The sequence below is a fragment of the Streptomyces sp. NPDC012935 genome, assembly GCF_042900345.1.
Classification (GTDB): Bacteria; Actinomycetota; Actinomycetes; order Streptomycetales; family Streptomycetaceae; genus Streptomyces.
The window spans coordinates 59,336-79,597 of the sequence record NZ_JBIBBC010000015.1 but is presented as its reverse complement, the minus strand read 5'-3'; the positions used below and the strand labels follow the sequence as shown (position 1 = coordinate 79,597).

General features: G+C 70.2%; 21 protein-coding genes. 8 read left to right on the top strand and 13 right to left on the bottom strand.

Annotated features, from left to right (window positions below; all coding sequences use genetic code 11):
* Positions 1-46: 46 nt before the first annotated feature.
* The 3 genes from ACFY5C_RS30345 to ACFY5C_RS30335 form a co-directional block, all read right to left on the bottom strand.
* On the bottom strand, positions 47-1,867 hold the full coding sequence (locus tag ACFY5C_RS30345; RefSeq protein ID WP_389449936.1) for a glycosyl hydrolase family 18 protein: 1,821 nt from the start codon (positions 1,865-1,867) through the stop codon (positions 47-49).
* Between the two features lie 124 nt (positions 1,868-1,991).
* Complete coding sequence (locus tag ACFY5C_RS30340) at positions 1,992-2,633, bottom strand: response regulator (protein WP_389449933.1); 642 nt, start codon at positions 2,631-2,633, stop codon at positions 1,992-1,994.
* Positions 2,630-3,880, bottom strand: a complete 1,251-nt coding sequence (locus tag ACFY5C_RS30335; RefSeq protein WP_389449930.1) for a sensor histidine kinase — start codon at positions 3,878-3,880, stop codon at positions 2,630-2,632. The genes ACFY5C_RS30340 and ACFY5C_RS30335 overlap by 4 nt, the downstream gene beginning before the upstream one ends.
* Before the next feature lie 89 nt (positions 3,881-3,969).
* Between ACFY5C_RS30335 and ACFY5C_RS30330 the strand changes: the two genes are divergently transcribed.
* Positions 3,970-4,569, top strand: a complete 600-nt coding sequence (locus ACFY5C_RS30330; RefSeq protein WP_389449927.1) for a hypothetical protein — start codon at positions 3,970-3,972, stop codon at positions 4,567-4,569.
* Positions 4,566-4,754, top strand: a complete 189-nt coding sequence (locus ACFY5C_RS30325; protein WP_389449925.1) for a DUF5708 family protein — start codon at positions 4,566-4,568, stop codon at positions 4,752-4,754. The genes ACFY5C_RS30330 and ACFY5C_RS30325 overlap by 4 nt, the downstream gene beginning before the upstream one ends.
* On the opposite strand, the gene ACFY5C_RS30320 is transcribed toward ACFY5C_RS30325, so the two are convergent.
* The 3 genes from ACFY5C_RS30320 to ACFY5C_RS30310 are packed head-to-tail and all read right to left on the bottom strand — an operon-like array spanning position 4,751 to position 6,888.
* Positions 4,751-5,323 carry a cob(I)yrinic acid a,c-diamide adenosyltransferase gene (locus ACFY5C_RS30320; protein ID WP_389449922.1) on the bottom strand — a complete coding sequence of 191 codons (573 nt, stop codon included), beginning with the start codon at positions 5,321-5,323 and terminating at the stop codon, positions 4,751-4,753. The two genes, ACFY5C_RS30325 and ACFY5C_RS30320, sit on opposite strands and share 4 nt — an antisense overlap.
* Before the next feature lie 13 nt (positions 5,324-5,336).
* Positions 5,337-6,086, bottom strand: coding sequence for an ABC transporter permease (locus ACFY5C_RS30315; protein ID WP_389449919.1), 750 nt, complete (start codon positions 6,084-6,086; stop codon positions 5,337-5,339).
* A 19-nt stretch (positions 6,087-6,105) separates the two neighbouring features.
* Complete coding sequence (locus ACFY5C_RS30310; RefSeq protein ID WP_389449916.1) at positions 6,106-6,888, bottom strand: ABC transporter ATP-binding protein; 783 nt, start codon at positions 6,886-6,888, stop codon at positions 6,106-6,108.
* A gap of 79 nt (positions 6,889-6,967) precedes the next feature.
* Between ACFY5C_RS30310 and ACFY5C_RS30305 the strand changes: the two genes are divergently transcribed.
* The 4 genes from ACFY5C_RS30305 to ACFY5C_RS30290 all read left to right on the top strand — a co-directional run bounded on the left by ACFY5C_RS30305 (position 6,968) and on the right by ACFY5C_RS30290 (position 11,970).
* Positions 6,968-7,606: a TetR/AcrR family transcriptional regulator gene (locus ACFY5C_RS30305; RefSeq protein WP_389449913.1), complete on the top strand. Its 639-nt coding sequence runs from the start codon at positions 6,968-6,970 to the stop codon at positions 7,604-7,606.
* A 139-nt stretch (positions 7,607-7,745) separates the two neighbouring features.
* Entirely contained in the window at positions 7,746-8,594 is an 849-nt protein-coding gene (locus ACFY5C_RS30300; RefSeq protein ID WP_369273430.1) for a 3-hydroxyacyl-CoA dehydrogenase family protein, read from the top strand.
* 213 nt (positions 8,595-8,807) lie between these two features.
* Positions 8,808-9,131 carry an STAS domain-containing protein gene (locus tag ACFY5C_RS30295; RefSeq protein ID WP_389449910.1) on the top strand — a complete coding sequence of 108 codons (324 nt, stop codon included), beginning with the start codon at positions 8,808-8,810 and terminating at the stop codon, positions 9,129-9,131.
* Positions 9,132-9,390: 259 nt separating this feature from the next.
* Positions 9,391-11,970: an ATP-binding protein gene (locus ACFY5C_RS30290; RefSeq protein WP_389449907.1), complete on the top strand. Its 2,580-nt coding sequence runs from the start codon at positions 9,391-9,393 to the stop codon at positions 11,968-11,970.
* A 79-nt stretch (positions 11,971-12,049) separates the two neighbouring features.
* On the opposite strand, the gene nucS is transcribed toward ACFY5C_RS30290, so the two are convergent.
* The gene (gene nucS / locus ACFY5C_RS30285; protein ID WP_389449905.1) at positions 12,050-12,721 is read right to left on the bottom strand and encodes an endonuclease NucS; all 672 of its coding nucleotides are present in this window, start codon (positions 12,719-12,721) and stop codon (positions 12,050-12,052) included.
* Between the two features lie 265 nt (positions 12,722-12,986).
* Here nucS and ACFY5C_RS30280 point away from each other — a divergent pair, with 265 nt between their 5' ends.
* Positions 12,987-13,379 (top strand): SCO5389 family protein, encoded by a 393-nt coding sequence (locus ACFY5C_RS30280; RefSeq protein WP_328879279.1) that lies wholly within the window; start codon positions 12,987-12,989, stop codon positions 13,377-13,379.
* 101 nt (positions 13,380-13,480) lie between these two features.
* Here ACFY5C_RS30280 and ACFY5C_RS30275 read toward each other — a convergent pair whose 3' ends face one another.
* Positions 13,481-14,512: an LLM class flavin-dependent oxidoreductase gene (locus ACFY5C_RS30275; RefSeq protein WP_389449902.1), complete on the bottom strand. Its 1,032-nt coding sequence runs from the start codon at positions 14,510-14,512 to the stop codon at positions 13,481-13,483.
* 222 nt (positions 14,513-14,734) lie between these two features.
* Between ACFY5C_RS30275 and ACFY5C_RS30270 the strand changes: the two genes are divergently transcribed.
* Positions 14,735-15,082, top strand: coding sequence for an ATP/GTP-binding protein (locus tag ACFY5C_RS30270; protein WP_389449899.1), 348 nt, complete (start codon positions 14,735-14,737; stop codon positions 15,080-15,082).
* A 7-nt stretch (positions 15,083-15,089) separates the two neighbouring features.
* On the opposite strand, the gene ACFY5C_RS30265 is transcribed toward ACFY5C_RS30270, so the two are convergent.
* The 5 genes from ACFY5C_RS30265 to ACFY5C_RS30245 form a co-directional block, all read right to left on the bottom strand.
* Positions 15,090-15,959, bottom strand: coding sequence for an ABC transporter permease subunit (locus ACFY5C_RS30265; RefSeq protein WP_389449896.1), 870 nt, complete (start codon positions 15,957-15,959; stop codon positions 15,090-15,092).
* Positions 15,956-17,275: an ATP-binding cassette domain-containing protein gene (locus tag ACFY5C_RS30260; RefSeq protein ID WP_389449893.1), complete on the bottom strand. Its 1,320-nt coding sequence runs from the start codon at positions 17,273-17,275 to the stop codon at positions 15,956-15,958. Before ACFY5C_RS30260 ends, ACFY5C_RS30265 begins: the two co-directional genes overlap by 4 nt.
* Before the next feature lie 154 nt (positions 17,276-17,429).
* Positions 17,430-18,200, bottom strand: coding sequence for an ABC transporter permease (locus ACFY5C_RS30255; protein ID WP_389449890.1), 771 nt, complete (start codon positions 18,198-18,200; stop codon positions 17,430-17,432).
* Between the two features lie 2 nt (positions 18,201-18,202).
* Positions 18,203-19,165 carry an ATP-binding cassette domain-containing protein gene (locus ACFY5C_RS30250; RefSeq protein WP_389449888.1) on the bottom strand — a complete coding sequence of 321 codons (963 nt, stop codon included), beginning with the start codon at positions 19,163-19,165 and terminating at the stop codon, positions 18,203-18,205.
* Between the two features lie 86 nt (positions 19,166-19,251).
* Positions 19,252-20,187, bottom strand: a complete 936-nt coding sequence (locus ACFY5C_RS30245) for a cellulose-binding protein (protein WP_328423347.1) — start codon at positions 20,185-20,187, stop codon at positions 19,252-19,254.
* Positions 20,188-20,262 lie beyond the last annotated feature (75 nt).

The following is a 20,262-nucleotide window of genomic DNA, read 5'->3' as shown; positions in this document are numbered from 1 at the left end:
GTCCCCCGGACGAAGTCCGGGGGAGCGCCGATGTTGCTTAACGGGATTACTTCAGCCCGCTGTTGATGGCGGTCACCAGCTCGCCGTTGCTGGTGTCACCGCTGAACTCCCAGAAGAACGCGCCGCCGAGGCCCTGGTTCTTGGCCCAGGTCATCTTTCCGGCGATGGTCGACGGGGTGTCGTAGGACCACCAGTTGTTGCCGCAGTGCGCGTAGGCCGTGCCGGCGATGGTGCCGTTCGACGGGCAGGAGTTCTTGAGGACCTTGTAGTCCTCGATGCCCGCCTCGTAGGTGCCGGGGGCCGCGCCGGTCGCCGAGCCGCCGGGGGCGGACTGGGTGACGCCGGTCCAGCCGCGGCCGTAGAACCCGATGCCGAGCAGCAGCTTGGCGGACGGGACGCCCTTCGACTTCAGCTTGGCGATCGCGTCGGCGGAGTTGAAGCCCGCCTGCGGGATGCCGGCGTACGAGGTCAGCGGCGAGTGCGGGGCGGTCGGACCGTCCGCGTCGAAGGCGCCGAAGTAGTCGTACGTCATCACGTTGTACCAGTCGAGGTACTGGGAGGCGCCGCCGTAGTCGGCGGCGTCGATCTTGCCGCCGTTGGAGCCGTCGGCGGTGATGGCCGCGGTGACCAGGTAGTTCGAGCCGAACTCGGTGCGCAGCGCGGACATCAGGTTCTTGAACGCGGCAGGTCCTGAGGTGTCGCAGGTCAGGCCGCAGGCGTTCGGGTACTCCCAGTCGATGTCGATGCCGTCGAAGACGTCGGCCCAGCGCGGGTCCTCCACGACGGCCTTGCAGGACTTGGCGAACGCCGCCGCGTTGGCCGCCGCCTGGCCGAAGCCGCCGGAGTAGGTCCAGCCGCCGAACGAGTACAGCACCTTGATGTGCGGGTACTTGGCCTTCAGCTGGCGCAGCTGGTTGAAGTTGCCGCGCAGCGGCTGGTCCCAGGTGTCGGCGGTGCCGCTGACGGACTGGTCGGCGGTGTAGGCCTTGTCGTAGGCGGCGTAGGTGTCGTCGACGGTGCACTGACCGTTCTTGACGTTGCCGAACGCGTAGTTGATGTGGGTGATCTTCGAGGCGGAGCCCGAGGTCACCAGGTTCTTGACGTGGTAGTTGCGGCCGTAGACGCCCCACTCGGTGAAGTACCCGAGGTTGATCTTCGCGCCGGGGTTCGGGTCGGTGCCGCCGCCGGTGGTGCGCACCGCGCGGGCGCCGCTCGCCGGACCGGTCTGGTCGGCGGTGTCACGGGCCTGGACGGTGTAGGAGTAGTCGGTGCCGGCGGTCAGGCCGCTGTCGGTGTACGACGTGGCCGTCACCGTCGCGACCTTGGTGCCGTCGCGCAGGACGTCGTAGTTCTTGATGCCCTTGTCATCGGTGGCGGCCGACCAGGAAAGCTTCACCGAGGTGTTGGTGATGTCGGAGGCGCTGGGCGTGCCGGGGGCGGACGGCGCGTTGTCGCCGGGGACGCTGCCGCCGTCGCAGCTGCCGCCGTTGAGCTTGCAGTTGGCGGGGGAGCCGGTGCCGGTGCCGTTGAAGCCGAAGGTGACGGAGGCGCCGGGGGCGAGGGAGCCGTTCCAGGACTTGTTCTTGGCGGTCCAGTGGGTGCCGGAGGAGGTGACGTCGGCGTCCCAGGCGGAGGTGACGGACGTGCCGGAGGGGAAGTCCCACTCGACGGTCCAGGAGCTGAGGGCGGTCGTGCCGGTGTTCTTCACCGTCCACTTGCCCTCGAAGCCGGAGCCCCAGTCCTGGGTCTTGGCGTAGGTGGCGGTGGCGGACGTGGCGGCTGCGGCCGGGCTCGCGAGGCCGACCAGACCGGCCAGCGGGAGCAGCAGGGTCGCGAACCCTGCCACAGCTCTGTGTCTGAAGCGCATGCTGCGCCTCCTTGGTGGGGAGTCACGGGGCGCGACTGAGCCTCACGCCCTCTCATGGTGCGGTGAGAATAGAAAGGTCTGGACCACCGGTCAATAGGTCTGGACCAGTTCTGAGGCATAAACCTCAGATGCCCAACTCCTGCGCCAATACGGCTGCTTGGACCCGGCTGCGCAGCTCCAGTTTCCCCAGCAATCGGCTGACATGTGTCTTAACGGTCGCCTCGGCCATGTCGAGCCGGGACGCGATGTCGGCGTTGGACAGGCCCTCGCCCAGGCAGGACAGCACCTCGCGCTCGCGCCGGGTGAGGCTGTCCAGGACGGACAGGTCGGCCGTCGGCTCGCGCACGGGCTTCGCGGCGAACTCTGCGATCAGGCGCCGGGTGACGGCCGGGGCGATGAGGCCCTCGCCGCGCGCCACCGTGCGCACCGCCTCCAGCAGGTCCTTGGCGTCGGTGTTCTTGAGCAGGAACCCGGAGGCGCCCGCCCGCAGCGCCCCGAACACGTACTCGTCGAGGTCGAAGGTGGTCAGCACGAGTACGTCGGCCAGCCGCTCGGCGACGACCTGCCGGGTCGCCGACACCCCGTCCAGGCGTGGCATCTGTACGTCCATCAGCACCAGGTCGGGCCGCAGTTGGCGGGCCAGAGCCACCGCCTGCTCGCCGTCCGCGGCCTCGCCGACCACCTCGATGTCGGGCGCGCTGCGCAGGATGAGGACCAGCCCGGCGCGGACGGCGGACTGGTCCTCGGCGACGAGCACGCGGATCATGCGGGGTCTCCTTCGACCGGGTCGGTGACGGGGAGGGCGGCGCGTACGGCCCAGACCTTGCCGTCGGGCGAGTCGTCCGGGCCGGCCTCGAAGGTGCCGTCCAGCAGCGCGACGCGTTCGCGCATGCCGACCAGGCCGGCGCCGGAGCCGGGGGCACGCGGGCCGTCACGGTCGCCGTACGGGCTGGTGACCATGACGGTGAGTGAGCCGTTCCGCCGGGCGAGCGACACGGTGACCCGGCCCGGTCCGGCGTGCTTGAGGGCGTTGGTCAGCGACTCCTGCACGATGCGGTAGGCGGCGAGTTCGACGGGGGTGGGGACGGTGCCGGGGTCCGCGTCGAGGTGGACGTCGAGGCCGTTGGTGCGGGCGCCCTCGACCAGCGCGTCCAGGCCGTCGAGCGTGGGGGCGGCCACCGGCTCGGTGTCGCCACTGGAGTCGCGCAGGATGCCGATGAGCCGGCGCATCTCGGCGAGGCCCTCGACGCTGTTCTCGCGGATGACCGTCAGGGCGTCCCGGGAGGTCTTCGGGTCGTCGAGGGAGAGCGCGGCCGTGGAGTGGATGGCGATGGCGGAGAGGTGGTTGGCGACCATGTCGTGCAACTCGCGTGCCATGCGCGAGCGTTCCGACGTCACGGCCTGCGCGCGGTCCATCTCGGCGAGCAGCGCGGTCTGTTCGGCGCGCAGCCGGGCGGCCTCGGCGGCGTCACGGTGGTTGCGCACGATCCAGCCCGTGGCGGCGGGCCCGTAAGCCACGACCCCGACGACCACGCCGATCAGCAGCGCCTCCGGTTTGCGCCAGAGCGCGAACGGCACCAGTGTCGCGGCCACCGTGAGCAGGCCGGTGATCCACTGGATGCGGCGGGCCGAGGCGAGCGGGCCGTACAGCACGGCCGCGTAGACGATGTCGGTGAACATCAGGACCGTGGCCAGATTGCCCTGGGTCACGACGTCCGCGCAGATCGCGACCGAGCCGGTCAGCAGGGCTGTGCGCGGGGCCGCCCGGCGCAGCAGCTCGCAGCATGCCATGACGCCGAGCGGCACCAGGATGGGCCAGGGGCCGTCGAAGAGCGTGATCGGGTCGTCGGCGGGCCGGGTGCCCAGGCCGATGCCCACCAGCAGCAGGCCGCCGAGCATCCCGCCGACAGCGATGTACACGTCGAAACGGCGCGGGCGGGGGAGGAGCATGGCTCCATCCAACACGGTGTGCGCGGTCCGCGCCTGGTTCCCGGGAAGGGTCCTGGACTGCATCTTTCGATGTACCGCGAGTTCGTCAGTGGCGACGACGAAAGCGCCCTGTCCCGACGGGAGCCTTGAAGGGTGACCGAAGGGAGCAAGTTGTGATCGTCGCCCTCATCATCGCCTGCGAGGTCGGCTTCTGGGTGCTGCTGGCCCTGGGCCTCGCCGTCCGCTACCTGCTGAAGTGGCGCCGTACGAGCGTGGTGCTGCTTTTGTGCGAGCCGGTGCTGGAGCTGGTCCTGTTCGTCGCCACCGCGATCGACCTGAAGAACGGTGCCGAGCCGGGCTGGGAGCATGGCCTCGCGGCGCTCTACATCGGCTACACGGTGGCCTTCGGCCACTACACGATCCGCTGGCTCGACGGCCACGCCGCCCACCGTCTGGGCGGCGCCCCGCCGCCGCGCAAGCCCCCGCGCTACGGCCGCGCCCGCGCCCGCCACGAGGCCAAGCTGTGGCTGCGGGCCGTGTACGGGGGCGCGGTGGCGCTGGGCCTGCTCCAGCTCGCCGTCTGGTACGTCGGCGACGAGGGCGACGTCAGCTCCCTGCGCAGCTTCCAGTGGGTGGCGATCCGCACGGTCGGCATCTACGGCCTGATCGCCCTGTCGTACACGGTCTGGCCGCGCAAGGCGCCGGACGGCGAGGAGGAGCGGGATCAGCTGATGACGAAGACGGAGACGGAGAAGGAGCGGGTGGGCCCATGAGCCAGGCGTCGAAAAACCTGCTGGAGGGCGCCGCCACCTTCCTGGTCGGCCTGCTGCTGTGGCTGTTCACCGAGGATGTGGACGTCCCGGTGGTCACCTTGACGAAGGTCGGCCTGGTGATGATGTGCGTCGGCGGTGCCCTGGTCGCACTGGGCCTGTTCCAGCGGGCGCGCGAGAACGCCTAGCGCTCCCCGCCCGGTACCCACAGCACGTCCCCGACCTCCTTGTTCGCGATCCTCGCCAGGATGAACAGGAGGTCGGACAGGCGGTTGAGGTAAGTCGCCGTCAGCGGGTTCATCACCTCGCCGTGGACCTCCAGCGCCGCCCACGTCGAGCGCTCGGCCCGGCGTACGACCGTGCAGGCCTGGTGCAGCAGGGCCGCGCCCGGTGTGCCGCCCGGCAGGATGAACGACCGCAGCTTCTCCAACTGCTCGTTGAAGCGGTCGCAGTCGGCTTCCAGCTTGTCGATGTAGAACTGCTCGACCCGCAGGGGCGGGAACTCCGGGTTCTCGACCACCGGCGTCGACAGGTCCGCGCCGACGTCGAACAGGTCGTTCTGCACGCGGGTGAGGACCTTGACGACCTCCTCGTCGAGCCCGCCCAGCGCGATGGCGGTGCCCAGCACCGCATTGGCCTCGTTGGCGTCGGCGTACGCCGAGATCCGCAGATCGGTCTTGGCGACCCGGCTCATGTCCCCGAGGGCGGTGGTGCCCTGGTCGCCGGTCCTGGTGTAGATGCGCGTCAGATTGACCATGTGGCCAGCGTAGTTACGCTCCGGCGGTTCGGAACACGCGTGTGCCGACCGTCACGGCCAGCGCGGCGAAGGCGACGGCGACCAGGACGCCGTACAGCATGTGCGTCGTCGCGTACGAGCCGACGTACGCGTCGCGCACGGCGTCCACCAGATAGCGGAACGGCACGAAGTGCGACAGCACGTCCAGCCACGTCGGCCCCAGCGTCATCGGCAGCATCAGGCCCGACAGCAGCATCATCGGCATCGTCATGGCGTTGACCGCCGGTCCGAACTCCTGCGGGGTGCGGACCTTCATGGCGAGCGCGTACGACAGCGAGGCGAGCGATACCGTCAGCAGCCCGACGAACGCGAAGCCGATCAGCACGCCGGGCACGGGCGCCCTCAGGCCCATCACCAGCGCCGCGAGCACCAGCAGCACCGCCTGGAAGACGAACACCGTGGCATCGCGCAGCACCCGGCCCAGCAGCAGCGCGAGTCGGCTGACGGGCGTCACCCGCATGCGCTCCACCACTCCCTGGCCCTTCTCGATGATGACCGAGAATCCGGCGAACGATGCCCCGAACAGACCGAGTTGAAGCAGCAGCCCCGGGACGAGGACCTGCCACGAACTGCCCTCCCCGCCCAGCGGCAGATCCGTCAGTAGCGGGCCGAAGAACAGCAGGTACAGCAGTGGCATCAGCACGCCGAAGAGCAGGGCGAAGCGGGAGCGCAGGGACTGGCGGAGGTAGCGGCCGTAGATGAGGGCCGTGTCGTGGAGCAGCATCAGAGGGGTCCTAAGGGTCCTATACGGCTACGGGGGCGGCGTCGGCCGGGGAGGGTCCGCGGCCGGTGATGGCGAGGAACGTGTCCTGGAGGCTTGCGTCGATCGAGCCGCCGTACTGAAGCTTCAGCGCGGTCGGCGTGCCCTCGGCCACGACCACGCCCCGGTCGACGACGACCAGGCGGTCGGAGAGGGCGTCGGCCTCGTCGAGGTAGTGGGTGGTCAGGAACACCGTCGTGCCGTGCTCGTCCCGCAGACGCCGGATCAGGTCCCACAGGTCGGCGCGGCTGCCGGGGTCGAGCCCGGTCGTCGGCTCGTCGAGGAACAGGACCTTCGGGCGGTGCGTGAGCGCCATCGCGATGTCGAGGCGTCGGCGCTGGCCGCCGGAGAGAGCGCCGGCCTTGCGGTCCAGGAGATCGGTCAGGTCCAGGTCGCGGGCCAACTCCTCGGCGCGCTCGGCCGCCTGCGGCTTCGTCAGGCGGTACAGCCGGCCCTGGGTGACCAGCTCCTCCCGCACGCTGATCTGCGGGTCGACGCCGCCCGACTGGGCCACGTACCCGCACGCCCGCCGCACCCCGGCGGGGTCGTCGGCGAGATCGCAGCCCGCCACGGTGGCCGCGCCCCCGGTGGGCGCAAGCAGGGTCGTCAGCATCCGCAGGGTCGTCGTCTTGCCGGCCCCGTTCGGCCCCAGGAAGCCGAGGATCTCGCCCTCGCGGACGGTCAGGTCGATGCCGCGCACGGCCGCTACCGGGCCGAGCTTGGTCTGGAAGGTACGGGCCAGTCCGGCCGTACTGATGATGGGCATGGCCCCAGAAAAACAGAGTCTCTTAAATTTTGCAATGGCCCCAAAGTTTCAGAAAGCCCAGCGAAGCTAGGATGGAGTCATGGCTGAAGGGCTCAGGGAGCGAAAGAAGCGCGAGACGAGACAGCGGATCTCGGACATCGCCACCGGGCTGTTCCTGGAGCACGGCTTCGTGACGGTGACCATCGCGGAGGTGGCGGAGGCCGCCGACGTCTCCGTCAACACCGTCTACAACTACTTCCCGGCGAAGGAGGACCTCTTCTTCGACCGCTCCGCCGGCGTCGTCGAACAGCTCTCGCGCTGGGTGCGCGGCCGAGGCGATGGGGAGTCGGCCGCCCGGGCCGTGCTGCGTGAGATGCGGGCCGAGGTCGAGGCGGTCTCGCCGCGGATCGGCCTCCTGGAGGGCTACGACCGCTTCATGCGCGTCATCCACGAGGCGCCGCCGCTGCGCTCCCGGCTGTGGAGCCTCCAGCAGGAGATCCTCGACCACCTCGAAGCCACCCTGCGCGAGGAGGCCGGCGCGACTGACGGCGACCCGCTCCCCGGGCTGATCGCAGGTCAGATCTCCTGGATCCACGGCACCGTCTTCGTCGCCGTCGGCCGCGAGATGCTCAAGGGGCGCAATCCGGACGAAGTGTCACGAGAGATGCTGGTCCTTCTCGACGACATCGAGGAGCTGTTGAGCGAGAAGGTGCTCAACTACGCCGTCCGTGGCGCGTAATGGCCCGTGCCGGTGTGATGTCCGTCGAGTGAGACGTGACTCGCGTTACTAACCGGTCACACAGTCCCTCACGAGCGCTAAGGTCCGCCGAAGAGCAACCCAAACAGGGTGTAAGGCGTTTCAAAGGGGAGTCGCAACAGTGGCACGGAAGCTTGCCGTCATCGGCGCCGGCTTGATGGGTTCCGGGATCGCTCAGGTCTCCGCTCAGGCGGGCTGGGACGTGGTCCTGCGTGACGTCACCGACGAGGCGTTGAAGCGCGGCACCGACGGCATCAAGGCGTCGTACGACAAGTTCGTCAGCAAGGGCAAGCTGGAGGCGCACGACGCCGACGCCGCCCTGGCCCGTATCACCGCGACCACCGACCTGGACGCCGCCGCGGACGCGGACGTTGTCGTCGAGGCCGTCTTCGAGAAGCTCGAAGTCAAGCACGAGATCTTCCGCGCCCTCGACAAGATCGTGCGCGAGGACACCGTGCTCGCCTCCAACACCTCCGCCATTCCGATCACCAAGATCGCGGCCGCCACCGAGCGCCCCGAGCGGGTCGTCGGTGTGCACTTCTTCTCGCCGGTCCCGATGATGCAGCTGTGCGAGCTGGTCCGCGGTTACAAGACGAGTGACGAAACCCTCGCCACCGCACGCGAGTTCGCCGAGTCCGTCGGCAAGACCTGCATCGTCGTCAACCGGGATGTCGCCGGGTTTGTGACAACCCGCCTCATCTCGGCGCTCGTCGTCGAGGCCGCCAAGCTCTACGAGTCGGGTGTCGCCACCGCCGAGGACATCGACCTCGCCTGCAAGCTGGGCTTCGGTCACGCCATGGGTCCCCTCGCCACGGCCGACCTCACCGGCGTCGACATCCTGTTGCACGCCACAAGCAACATCTACACCGAGTCCCAGGACGAGAAGTTCGCCCCGCCGGAGCTGATGCGCCGGATGGTGGACGCGGGTGACATCGGACGTAAGAGCGGGCAAGGCTTCTACAGCTACTGAGCTTTCGTAAAGCACCGCACAGCCCCTGCGCCCATCACGCGATGGGGTGAATTCGGTATCGGTTCGCTTACAGACGGCAACCTCTGGCCGCTCAACGCAGTCAGAGGTTGCATCACCGGCCACAGCGAAGACTCACAACAAACACCGGCACAGCTACACGCACAGTCAACAGGCAACGCATCGCGGAGCACGACGCACGCTTGGGGAGCGCATATGCACATCAGGGGCGACCACGCCGAACTGGTCGTCGGGGGCGTCCTCGACGTCCGCAGCGCGGCGGACGCCCGTACGGTCCTGCACTCGGCCGTCGACGACGGAGTCGGCGATCTGGTGCTCGACCTGTCCGAGCTGGACTCCTGGGACGCCACCGGACTCGGGGTGATCATGGGGGCCCACCGGCGGGCCGGCCGCTGCGGCCGGCGCCTGGTGCTGCGCGCCGTACCGCCGCAGATGCAGCGCCTGCTGGTGGCCACCCGGCTGCACCGGATCCTGGCGATCGAGGGCGGCATCGGGGTGGAGTCCCTGCCTCGCGTGTGACACCCGGCACGGGTGGGGCGGGACAGTCGGACGTTCCGGTTGCGAACCGTACGTCGCGCACAATTCTCACGAGACTGTGATGTCTCGGGCGGCGCGGTACCCCGAGCTGTCGTAGATACTGTGCGAAGGTTTAGGGTTCGGCTGCCCGCTGCCTAGACAAACCCCTTCGAGCGGGCCCGGACCAGAAGCGACAGCGCGGTGTGCAAAGGCCGGGAGGGGCCGCCAACGCACACGAGACGCTTTTGGGGGGCTTGAACCGATGGACCCGAACACCCGGGGACCCGAGGAGTACGGCCATGACGGCGACGGCCAGTCGTCCCGCCAGCGCCCGCCCAGGGATCCCCTCACACCCGACTTCGGACAGCACTCGCCCGCACTGGCCCGCACGGTGCAACTGGTCTCGGGCGACTTCCTGCTCACCGTCAACCCCGTCGACGGCAGCGAGATCGAGGTCTGCCCGCCGGCGGAGCGGCCCTCGCGGCCCGAGAAGCTGACCCCGGCCGAACGCGCCGAGGTCGACCGCGCCGCCAGACCGCCCGTCCCGCCCGGCCCGACCCGTCCCGCCCAGCCGCTCCTGGCCCGCCAGGACGAGCGCGAACAGCTGGTACGGATGCTCGCCCGCGGCCGCTCCGTACGTCTGGTCGGCTCGCCGGGCGCCGGCCGCACCAGCCTCCTCGACCTCGTCGCCGAGGACTGCGTGGACCTCGCCCCCGACGGCGTGGTCCGCCTCACCGGCTACCGCCGCACGCCCGCCGATCTGCTGTACGAGCTCTTCTACTCCGTCTACGGCGCACCTTTGCACCGTCCGGATCAGGACGAACTGCTCGGCTTCGTGCGCGAGATCGGCGCGGTCGTCGTCCTGGACGACATCGAGTTCGGCGGCGCCGCGCTCGACGAGCTGCTGGACGCGACCCCCGAGTGCGCGTTCCTGATCGGCGCCACGCCCGACGTTCCCGCGCCGTCCACCGAGTCCGGCATCGAGGAGGTCGCCCTCGGCGGTCTCGAGCGTGCCGACAGCGTGGAGCTGCTGGAGCGCCAGGTCGGCCGGGTCCTCACCGAGGACGAGGCGAACTGGGCGGGCGACCTGTGGTTCGAGTCGGAGGGCCTGCCGCTGCGGTTCGTCCAGGCCGGAGCCCTGCTGCGGCAGCGGGACCGGCTGCGGGCCGGCGCGGACGCCGTCGACGAGTACGGCGTGTTCGAGGACGCACCGCCGGTCGACGCCCCGTTCGACGCGCCCGTCGACGGGCCGTTCGGTACCGAGAGCGGCGGCGTGGAGACACCCCTGCCGTCGCTCGGTGAGGCGGCAGGGCCTGCTCCGCTGCTCGCCTCGCGGCTCAGTGCCTCGGCCCGCGCCACCCTGAAGTTCGCCGTCGCGCTCGGCGGCGAGGTGCCGCACCAGGCCCATCTGCCGGCCCTGGTCGGCGACACCCACGCGGACGCCGCCCTCGGCGAGCTGGCCGACTGCGGGCTGGTCACGCCGGTCGGCTCCCGCTACCGCCTCGCCGCCGGCGTACAGGCCCAACTGGAGGCCGCCGGATACACCGAGGACGTCCGGGAAGGCGCCCTCGCCGCCGCGCGGCACTACGCCTGGTGGGCCGGGCACCCCTCGGTCACACCGGAGCGGGTCGCCGCCGAGGCGGACGCCGTGCTCGCCGCCCTCGCAGTCCTCGTACCGGGCACCACACCGCCCGCCGAGGGCGAGGAGAGCCCGACCGTGCAGCTGGCCCGCACGGCGGCGCCCGCGTTCGCGGCGGGGCTGTACTGGAGCGCCTGGGAGCGGGCCCTGCGGGCCGGCGCCGAGGCCGCACGCCTGGCCGGTGACGTCATCGAACAGGCCTATTTCCACCACGAGCTGGGCATCCTCGCGCTCTGCGGTGGCCGGCTGGACCGGGCCCGCGCCGAGCTGGAGACCTCCATCGGTCTGCGCGGCGCCCTCGCCGACAAGCGCGGCACGGTCGCGGGCCGTCGCGCCCTGGCACTGGTCTCGGACCGCTCCGGTACGACGCCGGGAGTGGCCGCGTTCGGTGCGACGGCCGGGGAGGAGGTCCCGGACGCACGGTACGAGGAGTCGCAGTCGCCACCGGGAGGCGTACCGGCCGCGTTCCTGCCCGCCGGTGACTCCACGACGCTGGTCACGCACCGGGCCTCGGCGGTGTCCCCGTCGTCCCCGGCCTCGCACAAGGGCCGCGGAGGCGTCCGGGGCTTTGCGCGACGCAACCTCGTCGCGGCCGGCGCGGGCGCGCTGCTGGTGGCCGTGCTCGGCACGGTGGTGACGCTCGGTGCCACCTCCGACAACGACCCCGACGGCCCGTCCACCCAGGTCGGCCCCAACCCGTCCGCCAGCCAGGGCGTCGGCGACGACAGCCTCGGTGCCGACAAGGCGGAGGGCGACGACGGGGAGGGTTCCGGCGACACGGGCACGTCCACCAGCCGCCCGACGGACCCGGGCCCCGACGGGACGTACGGCACCTCGGACGACCCGACGCCGACCGACGGCGAGACGGACCCGTCGGACGACCCGAGCGGGACACAGGGGCCGGGCGGCGGTCCGTCGGACTCGCCGACCAAGCCGCCGTCGTCGACGTCGAAGCCGCCGACCTCGCCCAAGCCGCCTACCGAGACGGAGACCGAGGACCCGACGGACCCGCCGACCGAGGAGCCCACCGACCCGCCGACCGAGACGCCGACGGACCCGCCGACCTCGCCGACGGACACTCCGACCAGCTCGACGTCCGCCAGCGGTCCGGCGTCCTCCAGCCCGGCGGAGACCAGCAGCTCGGCATCCGCTCCGCAGAGCACGGACGAGGGCTCGCCCAGCGGCTCCGACTCCATGATCTGACGCCCGCTTCAGGACAAGAGGGCCGGGTCCATCCTCAGGACCCGGCCCTCTTCGTCGTACAACTGCCAAGAACGGCGCGTCAGAACAACCGCAGCTTGTCGTCCTCGATGCCCCGCATCGCGTCGTAGTCCAGCACCTGGCAGCCGATGCCGCGGTCCGTCGCCAGCACCCGGGCCTGCGGCTTGATCTCCTGGGCCGCGAAGATGCCGCGGACCGGCGCGAGATGGGGATCGCGGTTCAACAGCTCCAGATAGCGCGTGAGTTGCTCCACGCCGTCGATCTCGCCGCGCCTCTTGATCTCCACCGCGACCGTCTGGCCCTCGGCGTCCCGGCACAGGATGTCGACCGGACCGATGGCGGTCATGTACTCGCGGCGGATGAGCGTGTAGCCCTCGCCGAGGGTCTCGATGCGGTCGGCGAGGAGCTCCTGGAGGTGCGCTTCCACGCCGTCCTTGATCAGGCCTGGATCCACGCCCAGTTCGTGCGAGGAGTCGTGGAGGACTTCCTCCATCGTGATGATCAGCTTCTCGCCCGCTTTGTTGATGACCGTCCAGACGTCCTTCTGCTCGCCGTCACCCTCCTTCAGGGTGCAGGGCGGCGACATCCAGTTCAGGGGCTTGTAGGCCCGGTCGTCCGCGTGGATCGAGACGCTGCCGTCCGCCTTGACCAGGATCAGACGGGGCGCCGAGGGCAGGTGGGCGGTGAGCCGGCCCGCGTAGTCGACGGAGCATCGGGCAATGACGAGACGCATGGTCCGCAACGCTACTCGACGGGCTGGTGTCGACGCGATTCGCCCTGGGGGAGTCCGTAAGACCCCGGACTGCCCCTGTTCATTTCTGGCCGATTGTGCGCCTAACGAGGACCGCCCATGTACGCATTCTCCTGGTGCCGTCACCGTCCGTTGCCTACCGTATTAAACGGGAGGTCGCGAGGCGTGTACGCAGAGTGTTCGATATCGCGAACTCCCCTATCTGTCCGGCAACCCCCGCTGCTGCGGGGGTGCGAGAGGAGAACCCATGTCGCTCGACGTCTCACCGGCCCTACTCGAACAGGCCGAGCGAGGCGAGGTCGACGAAGCCGCCTTCGTCGACTGCGTCCGGACCTCCCTGCCTTATGCGTGGGAGATGATCAGCTCCCTGGTGGCCCAGCTGAAGGTCGACGGCGGCTCGTTCGCCGACAACCAGACGCCCCCGCCGGACGAGCAGGCACGTGGCCAGCTGCTGCGTGCGCTTGCGAGTGACGCGATACGCGGCGCGCTGCAGCGGCACTTCGGGGTGCGACTGGCCTTCCAGAACTGCCACCGGGTGGCGGTGTTCCCGCTTGACTCCTCGGTCGACGAGACGCTGACCCGCTTCACCTCGGTCCGCAGTCAGGTGATGAACCAGTCGCCGGAATTCAGGGACTGCTGACGCAGTAGCCGCTTGCTTGCCGCTCCGTACGCGGGAGGTGCAATCAGTACTGGGGCGGCAAGCCCCCTGACGGACCGGGCCGTTGGTCGCGACCGGGCGATTCAGCCGAGGTGGGGGAGGACTTCGGCGCCCAGTCGCCGTACGTTCTCCTCGGTCGCCGCCAGGTCGCCCGAGCCCTCGACGAGCAGGGCGAAACGGGAGATCCCGGTCCGTTCGCTGGTCGCTGCCAGGCGGTCGGCGCACAGGCGCGGGGTGCCCACCGGGTGCAGTCCGCACAGCAGTTCGGTGTACGCCAGCGGGTCGCGCATCGCGCGATGACGGCCGTCCACCGTCACATGGGCCTCCAGGCCCTGCCGCAGCCAGCCCGGCATCGCCTTCGTCAGCGTCTCGACCGCGTCCGTGCGCCGGTCCGCGATCTGGCAGACGCCGGCCGACACATGGGCCGCGCCGCGGATCTCGTCGGCGGGCCGCCCGGCCGCGCGCGCATACTCCCGCCACAGGGCGACCATCTCGGCCTTCTCCTCGTCGCCCACATGCATCCCGAGCAGCATCGGCAGTCCGCGCTCGGCCGCGAGACGCACACTGTGCGGCGACGTACACGCGACGACGACCTCGGGACCCGCGGCGGCCTCCGTGAGGCACTCCGACGGCCTGGGCACGACCGGGACCTCGCGGAAGCTGAACTGCTCGCCGGCGGCAGCGACCGACGGATCGCGCAGCCAGCGCAGCAGCAGATCGAGTGATTCGGGGAACCCCTCCTCGTACGCCCGCAGACCCGAGCCGAACACCTCCAGGTCGACCCAGGGGCCGCCGCGCCCCACGCCCAGCGAGAACCGCCCGCCGGACGCGATGTGCAGCAGCGCGGCCTGTTCGCCGAGGGCCACCGGGTGCGCGGTGGGCAGTACGCTGACCGCCGTGCCGACCCGCAACCGCTGGGTGCGGCCGAGCAGTAACGCGGCCAGCGTGATCGCGGACGGACAGGTGCCGTACGGCACGAAGTGGTGCTCGGCCAGCCAGACCGTGTCGAGCCCCGCTTCCTCGGCGACCTCGGCGGAGCGGACCGCGCGGTGCAGCGCCTCCCCGTCGCCCTGTCCCGGGAACCGGGCCGCCAACACGAAACTACCTACGTGCATTGCCTTTTCCTGCTTCCTTGGCTCCGACGCGGAGCTCCCCCACCCGGCATAACCGTCTGACACGTGCCGAGGACACGGCTTGACGAAGAGATTTGCGGATTGTCTGCAGAATGGTTCGTCGGAGCGGGGACTTGTGGGGGTTGGTGCCGTACGACTACCCCTGACCGTGCCGCGTAGGCTGGACGTGACCCCCGCAGCCTGTATAGCCCCGTGAGGTGTTCCGTGTCCCCGCGTCGCAATCGACCCAAGGGAGTCGGCTCGTCCGCAAGCAGCGCCTCCGCGAGCAGTGCCGAGGACGACCGTTCGGGTCGTTACGGCGGCTGGCAGTCCACGGAGAGCTGGCAGGGCGAGGAGTGGAACGTGCGGCATGTGGCGGGCGCGAGCGCGCAGGGCAAGGCATACCGCTGCCCGGGATGCGACCAGCTGATCCCCGACGGCGTCCCGCATGTCGTCGCCTGGCCGGACCACGTCGGCGTCAACGACCGCCGGCACTGGCACAAGGCGTGCTGGAACGCGAAGGACCGCCGCACCACGCGGGTGCAGCGGTCCCGTAACGCGCCGAAGTTCTGAGCCGGAACTACACGTCCCGCTTCTCCAGCAGCGCGTAGGCGCCGGCGAACGCGGCCGCCGTCACGCCGAGCATGATCCACAGCGGGTCCCAGCCGGACGGGCCGGTGTCGGTGAGGGACTGCGCGTAGAAGACGCTGAGCTGGTTCGGGATGGAGTACTCGAACAGGGCCTGCTGAAGGTCCTGGAGGGACTCCGAGAACATGAACAGCGCGAGGACCAGCGGCGCCAGCACGACGCCGATCATGATCGTGATCGCGCCCGCGGAGTGCCGGATGATCGAGCCGACGACCAGCGAGAGCAGGCCGAGCAGCGCGATGTAGAGCGAGATACCGAGCGTGCCCTTCAGCCACTCCTGGGCGCTGGGCTCGCGCGCGTCCAAAATGGCCACGTCGGCGAGGGCGACGAGCACGGCCGACGCCAGCGTCACCACGAAAGCGACCGCGAAGAACACGATCGACTTCGCCAGCAGCACCCGGCCGCGGGTCGGGCAGGCGGTCATCGTGGTCCGGATCATGCCGGTGCCGTACTCCGAGGCGGTGGTCAGCACGCCGAGCGTGATGATGCAGATACTGCCGAGCAGCAGCCCGAAGAAGCCGAAGGCCAGCGGGTTCTCCCCGCCCGCGCCGCCGTCGGAGGAGTTGGCGGCGACCAGAGCGGCGGCGGCCAGGCCGATGCCGACGACGAGCACCACGAAAACGCCGAGCGTCCACATCGTGGAGCGCACCGAGCGGATCTTCGTCCACTCGGAGGCGAGCGCGTGCCCGAGGTGCGTGCGCACGACGGGGATCGGCGAGGTGTAGGTGGGGTACGACGAGCCGGGCGCCGCCTGCCAGTTCGGTGCGGCGGTCTGCGGCATCGGGGGCTGGGGCGTACTCATCGGGCGTCCTCGGGCTTGGTCAGGGCGGCAGGGGCGGAGGGAGCCGCGGGCGGCGCGGACGGCTGAGCGGGCGCCTGCTGGGGCGCGGGCGCGGCAGCGGCCTGCGGGGCGGCGGGCTGGGCCGGAGGCGGCCCGTGGGGCGTCTGGGGCGCCTGCTGGGCGTACGGGTTGGCCGTACCCGCGCCCGGGGCGGTCCCGGGCGCCGCGGGAGCGCCGTAGGGACCGGCGGGCGCCTGTACCGGCGCGCCCGGCATCGGCTGACCCTGCGGCGCGGTGAACGGCTGCCCGCCCTGCTCGGGCGGCGGTGGGGCGTACCAGCCGGGCTGGCCCTGGCCCGGAACCGGCATCGGCGGCTGCGCGCCGGGCGGCAGCTGCTGCTGGAGCCCTGTCTTCTGGTCGACGGTCGAGCGGTAGTCGACGGCGCCCTGCGTCATCCGCATGTACGCCTCCTCCAGCGAGGCCTGGTGCGGCGACAGCTCCCACAGCCGTACGTCGGTGTCATGCGCGATGTCGCTGATGCGGGGGAGCGGCAGCCCGGTCACCCTGAGCGCGCCGTCCTGCTCGGGCAGCACGTGCCCGCCCGCCTCGGTGAGCGCGCCGGCCAGCTTCTCGCGCAGCTGCGGCTCGGTGTCGGGCGTACGGACCCGGGCGAAGCCGGCGGAGTTCGCCGCGATGAAGTCCTTGACGCTCATGTCGGCCATCAGCTGTCCGCGCCCGATGACGATCAGATGGTCGGCGGTCAGCGCCATCTCGCTCATCAGGTGCGAGGAGACGAAGACGGTCCGGCCCTCGGCGGCCAGCGACTTCATCAGGTTCCGCACCCAGTGGATGCCCTCGGGGTCGAGGCCGTTGACCGGCTCGTCGAACAGCAGCACCTGGGGGTCGCCGAGCAGCGCGGCGGCGATGCCGAGGCGCTGGCCCATGCCGAGCGAGAAGCCGTTGGAACGCCGCCTGGCCACGTCCTGGAGGCCGACCACGCCCAGTACCTCGTCCACGCGCCGGGGCGGGATGCCGGCCAGCTGAGCGAGCGACAGCAGATGGCTGCGGGCGGCCCGGCCGCCGTGCACCGCCTTGGCGTCCAGCAGCGCGCCGACCTGGCGCGGGGCGTTGGGCAGCCTGCGGTACGGGTAGCCGCCGATCGTGACGTGCCCCGCCGTCGGGTTGTCCAGGCCGAGGATCATCCGCATCGTCGTCGACTTGCCCGAGCCGTTGGGGCCCAGGAAGCCGGTGACGGAACCGGGCCGCACCTGGAAGGACAGGTTGTACACAGCGGTCTTGTCGCCGTAGCGCTTGGTCAGGCCGACTGCCTCGATCATGCTCCGCACCCATCGAAAGGTTCAGGACAGCGGGGCACACGCCCCCCGTAAGGGTTAGGAGGATACCGACGCGCTGACGGTTCCACTCAAGAGCAAGTAAAACCTCGAGCCAACCGTGACCCTAGGGTGGGGCAACGGTCACCGTCGGGAGCCTCTACGCGTCCCGTTTCTTCAGAGCGACGTAACCGCCCGCGAGCGCCGCGATCACCCACAGCAGCATGATCCCGAGCCCGCCCCAGGGGCCGTAGGGCTTGTCGTCGTCGATCGGGGTGACCACCTGCATGATCCTGCTTCCGGCCTGGTCCGGCAGGTACTGGCCGATCTTCTCGGTGGCCGAGACGTTGCCGAGGATGTTGGAGACCAGGAAGAAGAACGGCATCAGGATGCCCAGCGACAGCATCGGCGAGCGCAGCATCGCCGCGACGCCCATCGAGAACATCGCGATGAGAGTCATGTAGAGCCCGCCGCCGATCACCGCGCGCAGCACGCCCGGGTCGCCGATCTCCGCCCGGTGCTCGCCGAGCATCGCCTGCCCCAGGAAGAAGGTGACGAAGCTGGTGGCCAGGCCGACGACCAGCGCGAGGCCGGTCGCCACCGCGATCTTGCTGGCCAGAAATGTCCCACGCCGGGGCACCGCGGCCAGCGAGGTGCGGATCATGCCGGTGCTGTACTCGTTCGAAACGACGAGCACGCCGAACACGATTAGCGCGAGCTGACCGAGTGTCATCCCGGCGAAGCTGATGAAGGTCGGATCGAAGGAGAGCCTGTCCCGCTCGCTCATGTTGTCGAACTCGCTGTTCGACAGGCCCGAGATCAGCATCCCGAGGGCGATGGTGACGACCACGGCGAGGGACAGCGTCCACACGGTGGAGGCCACGGACCGGATCTTGGTCCATTCGGAGCGGACGACCTGTGTGGCTGCCATGCTCAGCTCCTCCTCCAGTCGTCGCCCCACTGCGGTTTCGGCTCTGGGGGCAGCGGCGCGCCGGTGTGCGCGTGGTACTCCACCGACTCCGCGGTCAGTTGCATGAACGCCTCCTCCAGGGAGGCCTGCTGCGGGCTCAGCTCGTGCAGCACGATCCCGTGCCGCGCCGCCAGCTCGCCGATCTGCTCGGCCTTGCTGCCGTCCACTTCGAGCGAGCCGTCACCCGTCTGCACGGCCGTGATCCCGGCCGTGGGCAGGACGTCGAGCAGCCGCTCCCGCTGCGGGGTGCGGATGCGGACATACGACCGTGAATTGCGCTCGATGAATTCGGCCATGGACGTGTCGGCCAGCAGCCGCCCCTGACCGATGACGACGAGGTGGTCGGCGGTCAGGGCCATCTCGCTCATCAGATGACTGGAGACGAACACCGTCCGCCCCTGGGCGGCCAGGGACTTCATCAGGTTCCGGATCCAGTGGATGCCCTCGGGGTCGAGCCCGTTGACCGGCTCGTCGAACATCAGGATCCGCGGATCGCCGAGCAGCGCGCCCGCGATCCCGAGCCGCTGCCCCATGCCCATGGAGAAGCCCTTGGTCTTCTTGCGCGCGACCGCCGTCAGCCCGACCGTGTCCAGCACCTCGCGCACCCGGCTCCTCGGGATGCCGTTGCTCTGGGCGAGGCACAGCAGGTGGTTGTAGGCGCTGCGCCCGCCGTGCCAGGCCTTGGCCTCCAGCAGCGCCCCGATGTACGTCAGCGGGTCCTTGAGCTGGTCGTAGCGCTTGCCGTCGATACGGACGCCGCCGGCGGTGGGGTAGTCGAGGCCCAGGATCATCCGCATGGTCGTGGACTTCCCGGCGCCGTTGGGCCCGAGGAACCCGGTGACGATGCCGGGTCTGACGGTGAAGGTGAGGTTGTTGACCGCCACCTTCTCGCCGTACCGCTTTGTCAGCCCCTCGAGCTCGATCATGCCGACCACGCTAAAACGCCGCAAAGCCCCTTGCCACCCGAGTGGCAAGGGGCTTCACAGATGTTCAGACGACGTACGCCGAACGGTTACCGGGTCTGCTGCGCCGGAACACCGCGGGAGATCGGCTCGTCCTCGGCCGGGGTGCCGGCGGCGGCCACCGCGGCGCCCGTGAGGGTCGCCAGCATCTCGCGGACGTTCGTCAGCTGAGCGTTGATGCTGTCGCGGCGGTTGGTGAGAGCCGCGAGCTCGCGCTCGGATTCCGAACGGATCCGGTCGGCCTTGGCATTGGCGTCGGCCACGATGTCCTCGGCCTGACGCTGAGCCGTCTCCACCGTCTGGCGGGCCCGGCGCTCGGCGTCCGTGCGCAGCTTCTCGGCCTCCAGACGCAGCTGCTCCGCGCGGTGCTCGATCTCCGCGAGGCGCTTCTCCGCCTTCTGCTGACGGGACGCCAGGTCGCGCTCGGACTGCTCGCGGCGCTTGGCGAGGTTCGTCTCGAAGTCGGCGGCGGCCTGCGCGGCCTTGGCGCGGGTCTCCTCGAAGAGAGCGTCGGCCTCCTCGCGCTTGGACTGCGCGTCCTTCTGCGCCTCGGAACGCAGCTGCGAGGCGTCACTCTTGGCCTTCTCGACGATGCGGACGCCCTCGTCCTCCGCCTTGGACTTGCGCTCCGCAGCGAACGATTCTGCGTCGTTGCGGACCTGCTGGGCCGCCGACTCGGCGAGCTCGCGGTGCTGCTCGGCGGCGCGGCGCGCCTCCTCGCGCAGATCCTTGGCCTCTTCCTCGGCGAGGCGGAGGATCTTCTCGACACGCGCGCCGAGGCCGGCGTACGACGGCTCGGCGTCGGTTACCTGGGCCTGGGCGTTCTGCGTCTCGAGGTGGAGCTCCTCGATGCGCTTTTCCAGAGCGGTGATGCGGGCCAGAGCGCTGTCGCGGTCGGAGACGAGCTTCGAGATGCGTTCGTCCACCTGCGCGCGGTCGTACCCACGCCGCACAAGCTCGAAGCCGTAGGGGGAAGTGTCGCTCATGGGGTTCCTGTCGAATGAGACCGGTGAGGTGATAAGTGGAATCCTAGGGGCCGAAGCGGTGTGTCATCGAGCGGA

What these genes read in the sequence shown, in the direction of transcription:
- ACFY5C_RS30345 (WP_389449936.1), bottom strand. Translation starts at nt 1,867, where the DNA reads ATGCGCTTCAGACACAGAGCTGTGGCAGGGTTCGCGACCCTGCTGCTC.
- ACFY5C_RS30340 (WP_389449933.1), bottom strand. Translation starts at nt 2,633, where the DNA reads ATGATCCGCGTGCTCGTCGCCGAGGACCAGTCCGCCGTCCGCGCCGGG.
- ACFY5C_RS30335 (WP_389449930.1), bottom strand. Translation starts at nt 3,880, where the DNA reads ATGCAGTCCAGGACCCTTCCCGGGAACCAGGCGCGGACCGCGCACACC.
- ACFY5C_RS30325 (WP_389449925.1), top strand. Translation starts at nt 4,566, where the DNA reads ATGAGCCAGGCGTCGAAAAACCTGCTGGAGGGCGCCGCCACCTTCCTG.
- ACFY5C_RS30320 (WP_389449922.1), bottom strand. Translation starts at nt 5,323, where the DNA reads ATGGTCAATCTGACGCGCATCTACACCAGGACCGGCGACCAGGGCACC.
- ACFY5C_RS30315 (WP_389449919.1), bottom strand. Translation starts at nt 6,086, where the DNA reads ATGCTGCTCCACGACACGGCCCTCATCTACGGCCGCTACCTCCGCCAG.
- ACFY5C_RS30310 (WP_389449916.1), bottom strand. Translation starts at nt 6,888, where the DNA reads ATGCCCATCATCAGTACGGCCGGACTGGCCCGTACCTTCCAGACCAAG.
- ACFY5C_RS30305 (WP_389449913.1), top strand. Translation starts at nt 6,968, where the DNA reads ATGGCTGAAGGGCTCAGGGAGCGAAAGAAGCGCGAGACGAGACAGCGG.
- ACFY5C_RS30295 (WP_389449910.1), top strand. Translation starts at nt 8,808, where the DNA reads ATGCACATCAGGGGCGACCACGCCGAACTGGTCGTCGGGGGCGTCCTC.
- ACFY5C_RS30290 (WP_389449907.1), top strand. Translation starts at nt 9,391, where the DNA reads ATGGACCCGAACACCCGGGGACCCGAGGAGTACGGCCATGACGGCGAC.
- nucS (WP_389449905.1), bottom strand. Translation starts at nt 12,721, where the DNA reads ATGCGTCTCGTCATTGCCCGATGCTCCGTCGACTACGCGGGCCGGCTC.
- ACFY5C_RS30280 (WP_328879279.1), top strand. Translation starts at nt 12,987, where the DNA reads ATGTCGCTCGACGTCTCACCGGCCCTACTCGAACAGGCCGAGCGAGGC.
- ACFY5C_RS30275 (WP_389449902.1), bottom strand. Translation starts at nt 14,512, where the DNA reads ATGCACGTAGGTAGTTTCGTGTTGGCGGCCCGGTTCCCGGGACAGGGC.
- ACFY5C_RS30265 (WP_389449896.1), bottom strand. Translation starts at nt 15,959, where the DNA reads ATGAGTACGCCCCAGCCCCCGATGCCGCAGACCGCCGCACCGAACTGG.
- ACFY5C_RS30260 (WP_389449893.1), bottom strand. Translation starts at nt 17,275, where the DNA reads ATGATCGAGGCAGTCGGCCTGACCAAGCGCTACGGCGACAAGACCGCT.
- ACFY5C_RS30255 (WP_389449890.1), bottom strand. Translation starts at nt 18,200, where the DNA reads ATGGCAGCCACACAGGTCGTCCGCTCCGAATGGACCAAGATCCGGTCC.
- ACFY5C_RS30250 (WP_389449888.1), bottom strand. Translation starts at nt 19,165, where the DNA reads ATGATCGAGCTCGAGGGGCTGACAAAGCGGTACGGCGAGAAGGTGGCG.
- ACFY5C_RS30245 (WP_328423347.1), bottom strand. Translation starts at nt 20,187, where the DNA reads ATGAGCGACACTTCCCCCTACGGCTTCGAGCTTGTGCGGCGTGGGTAC.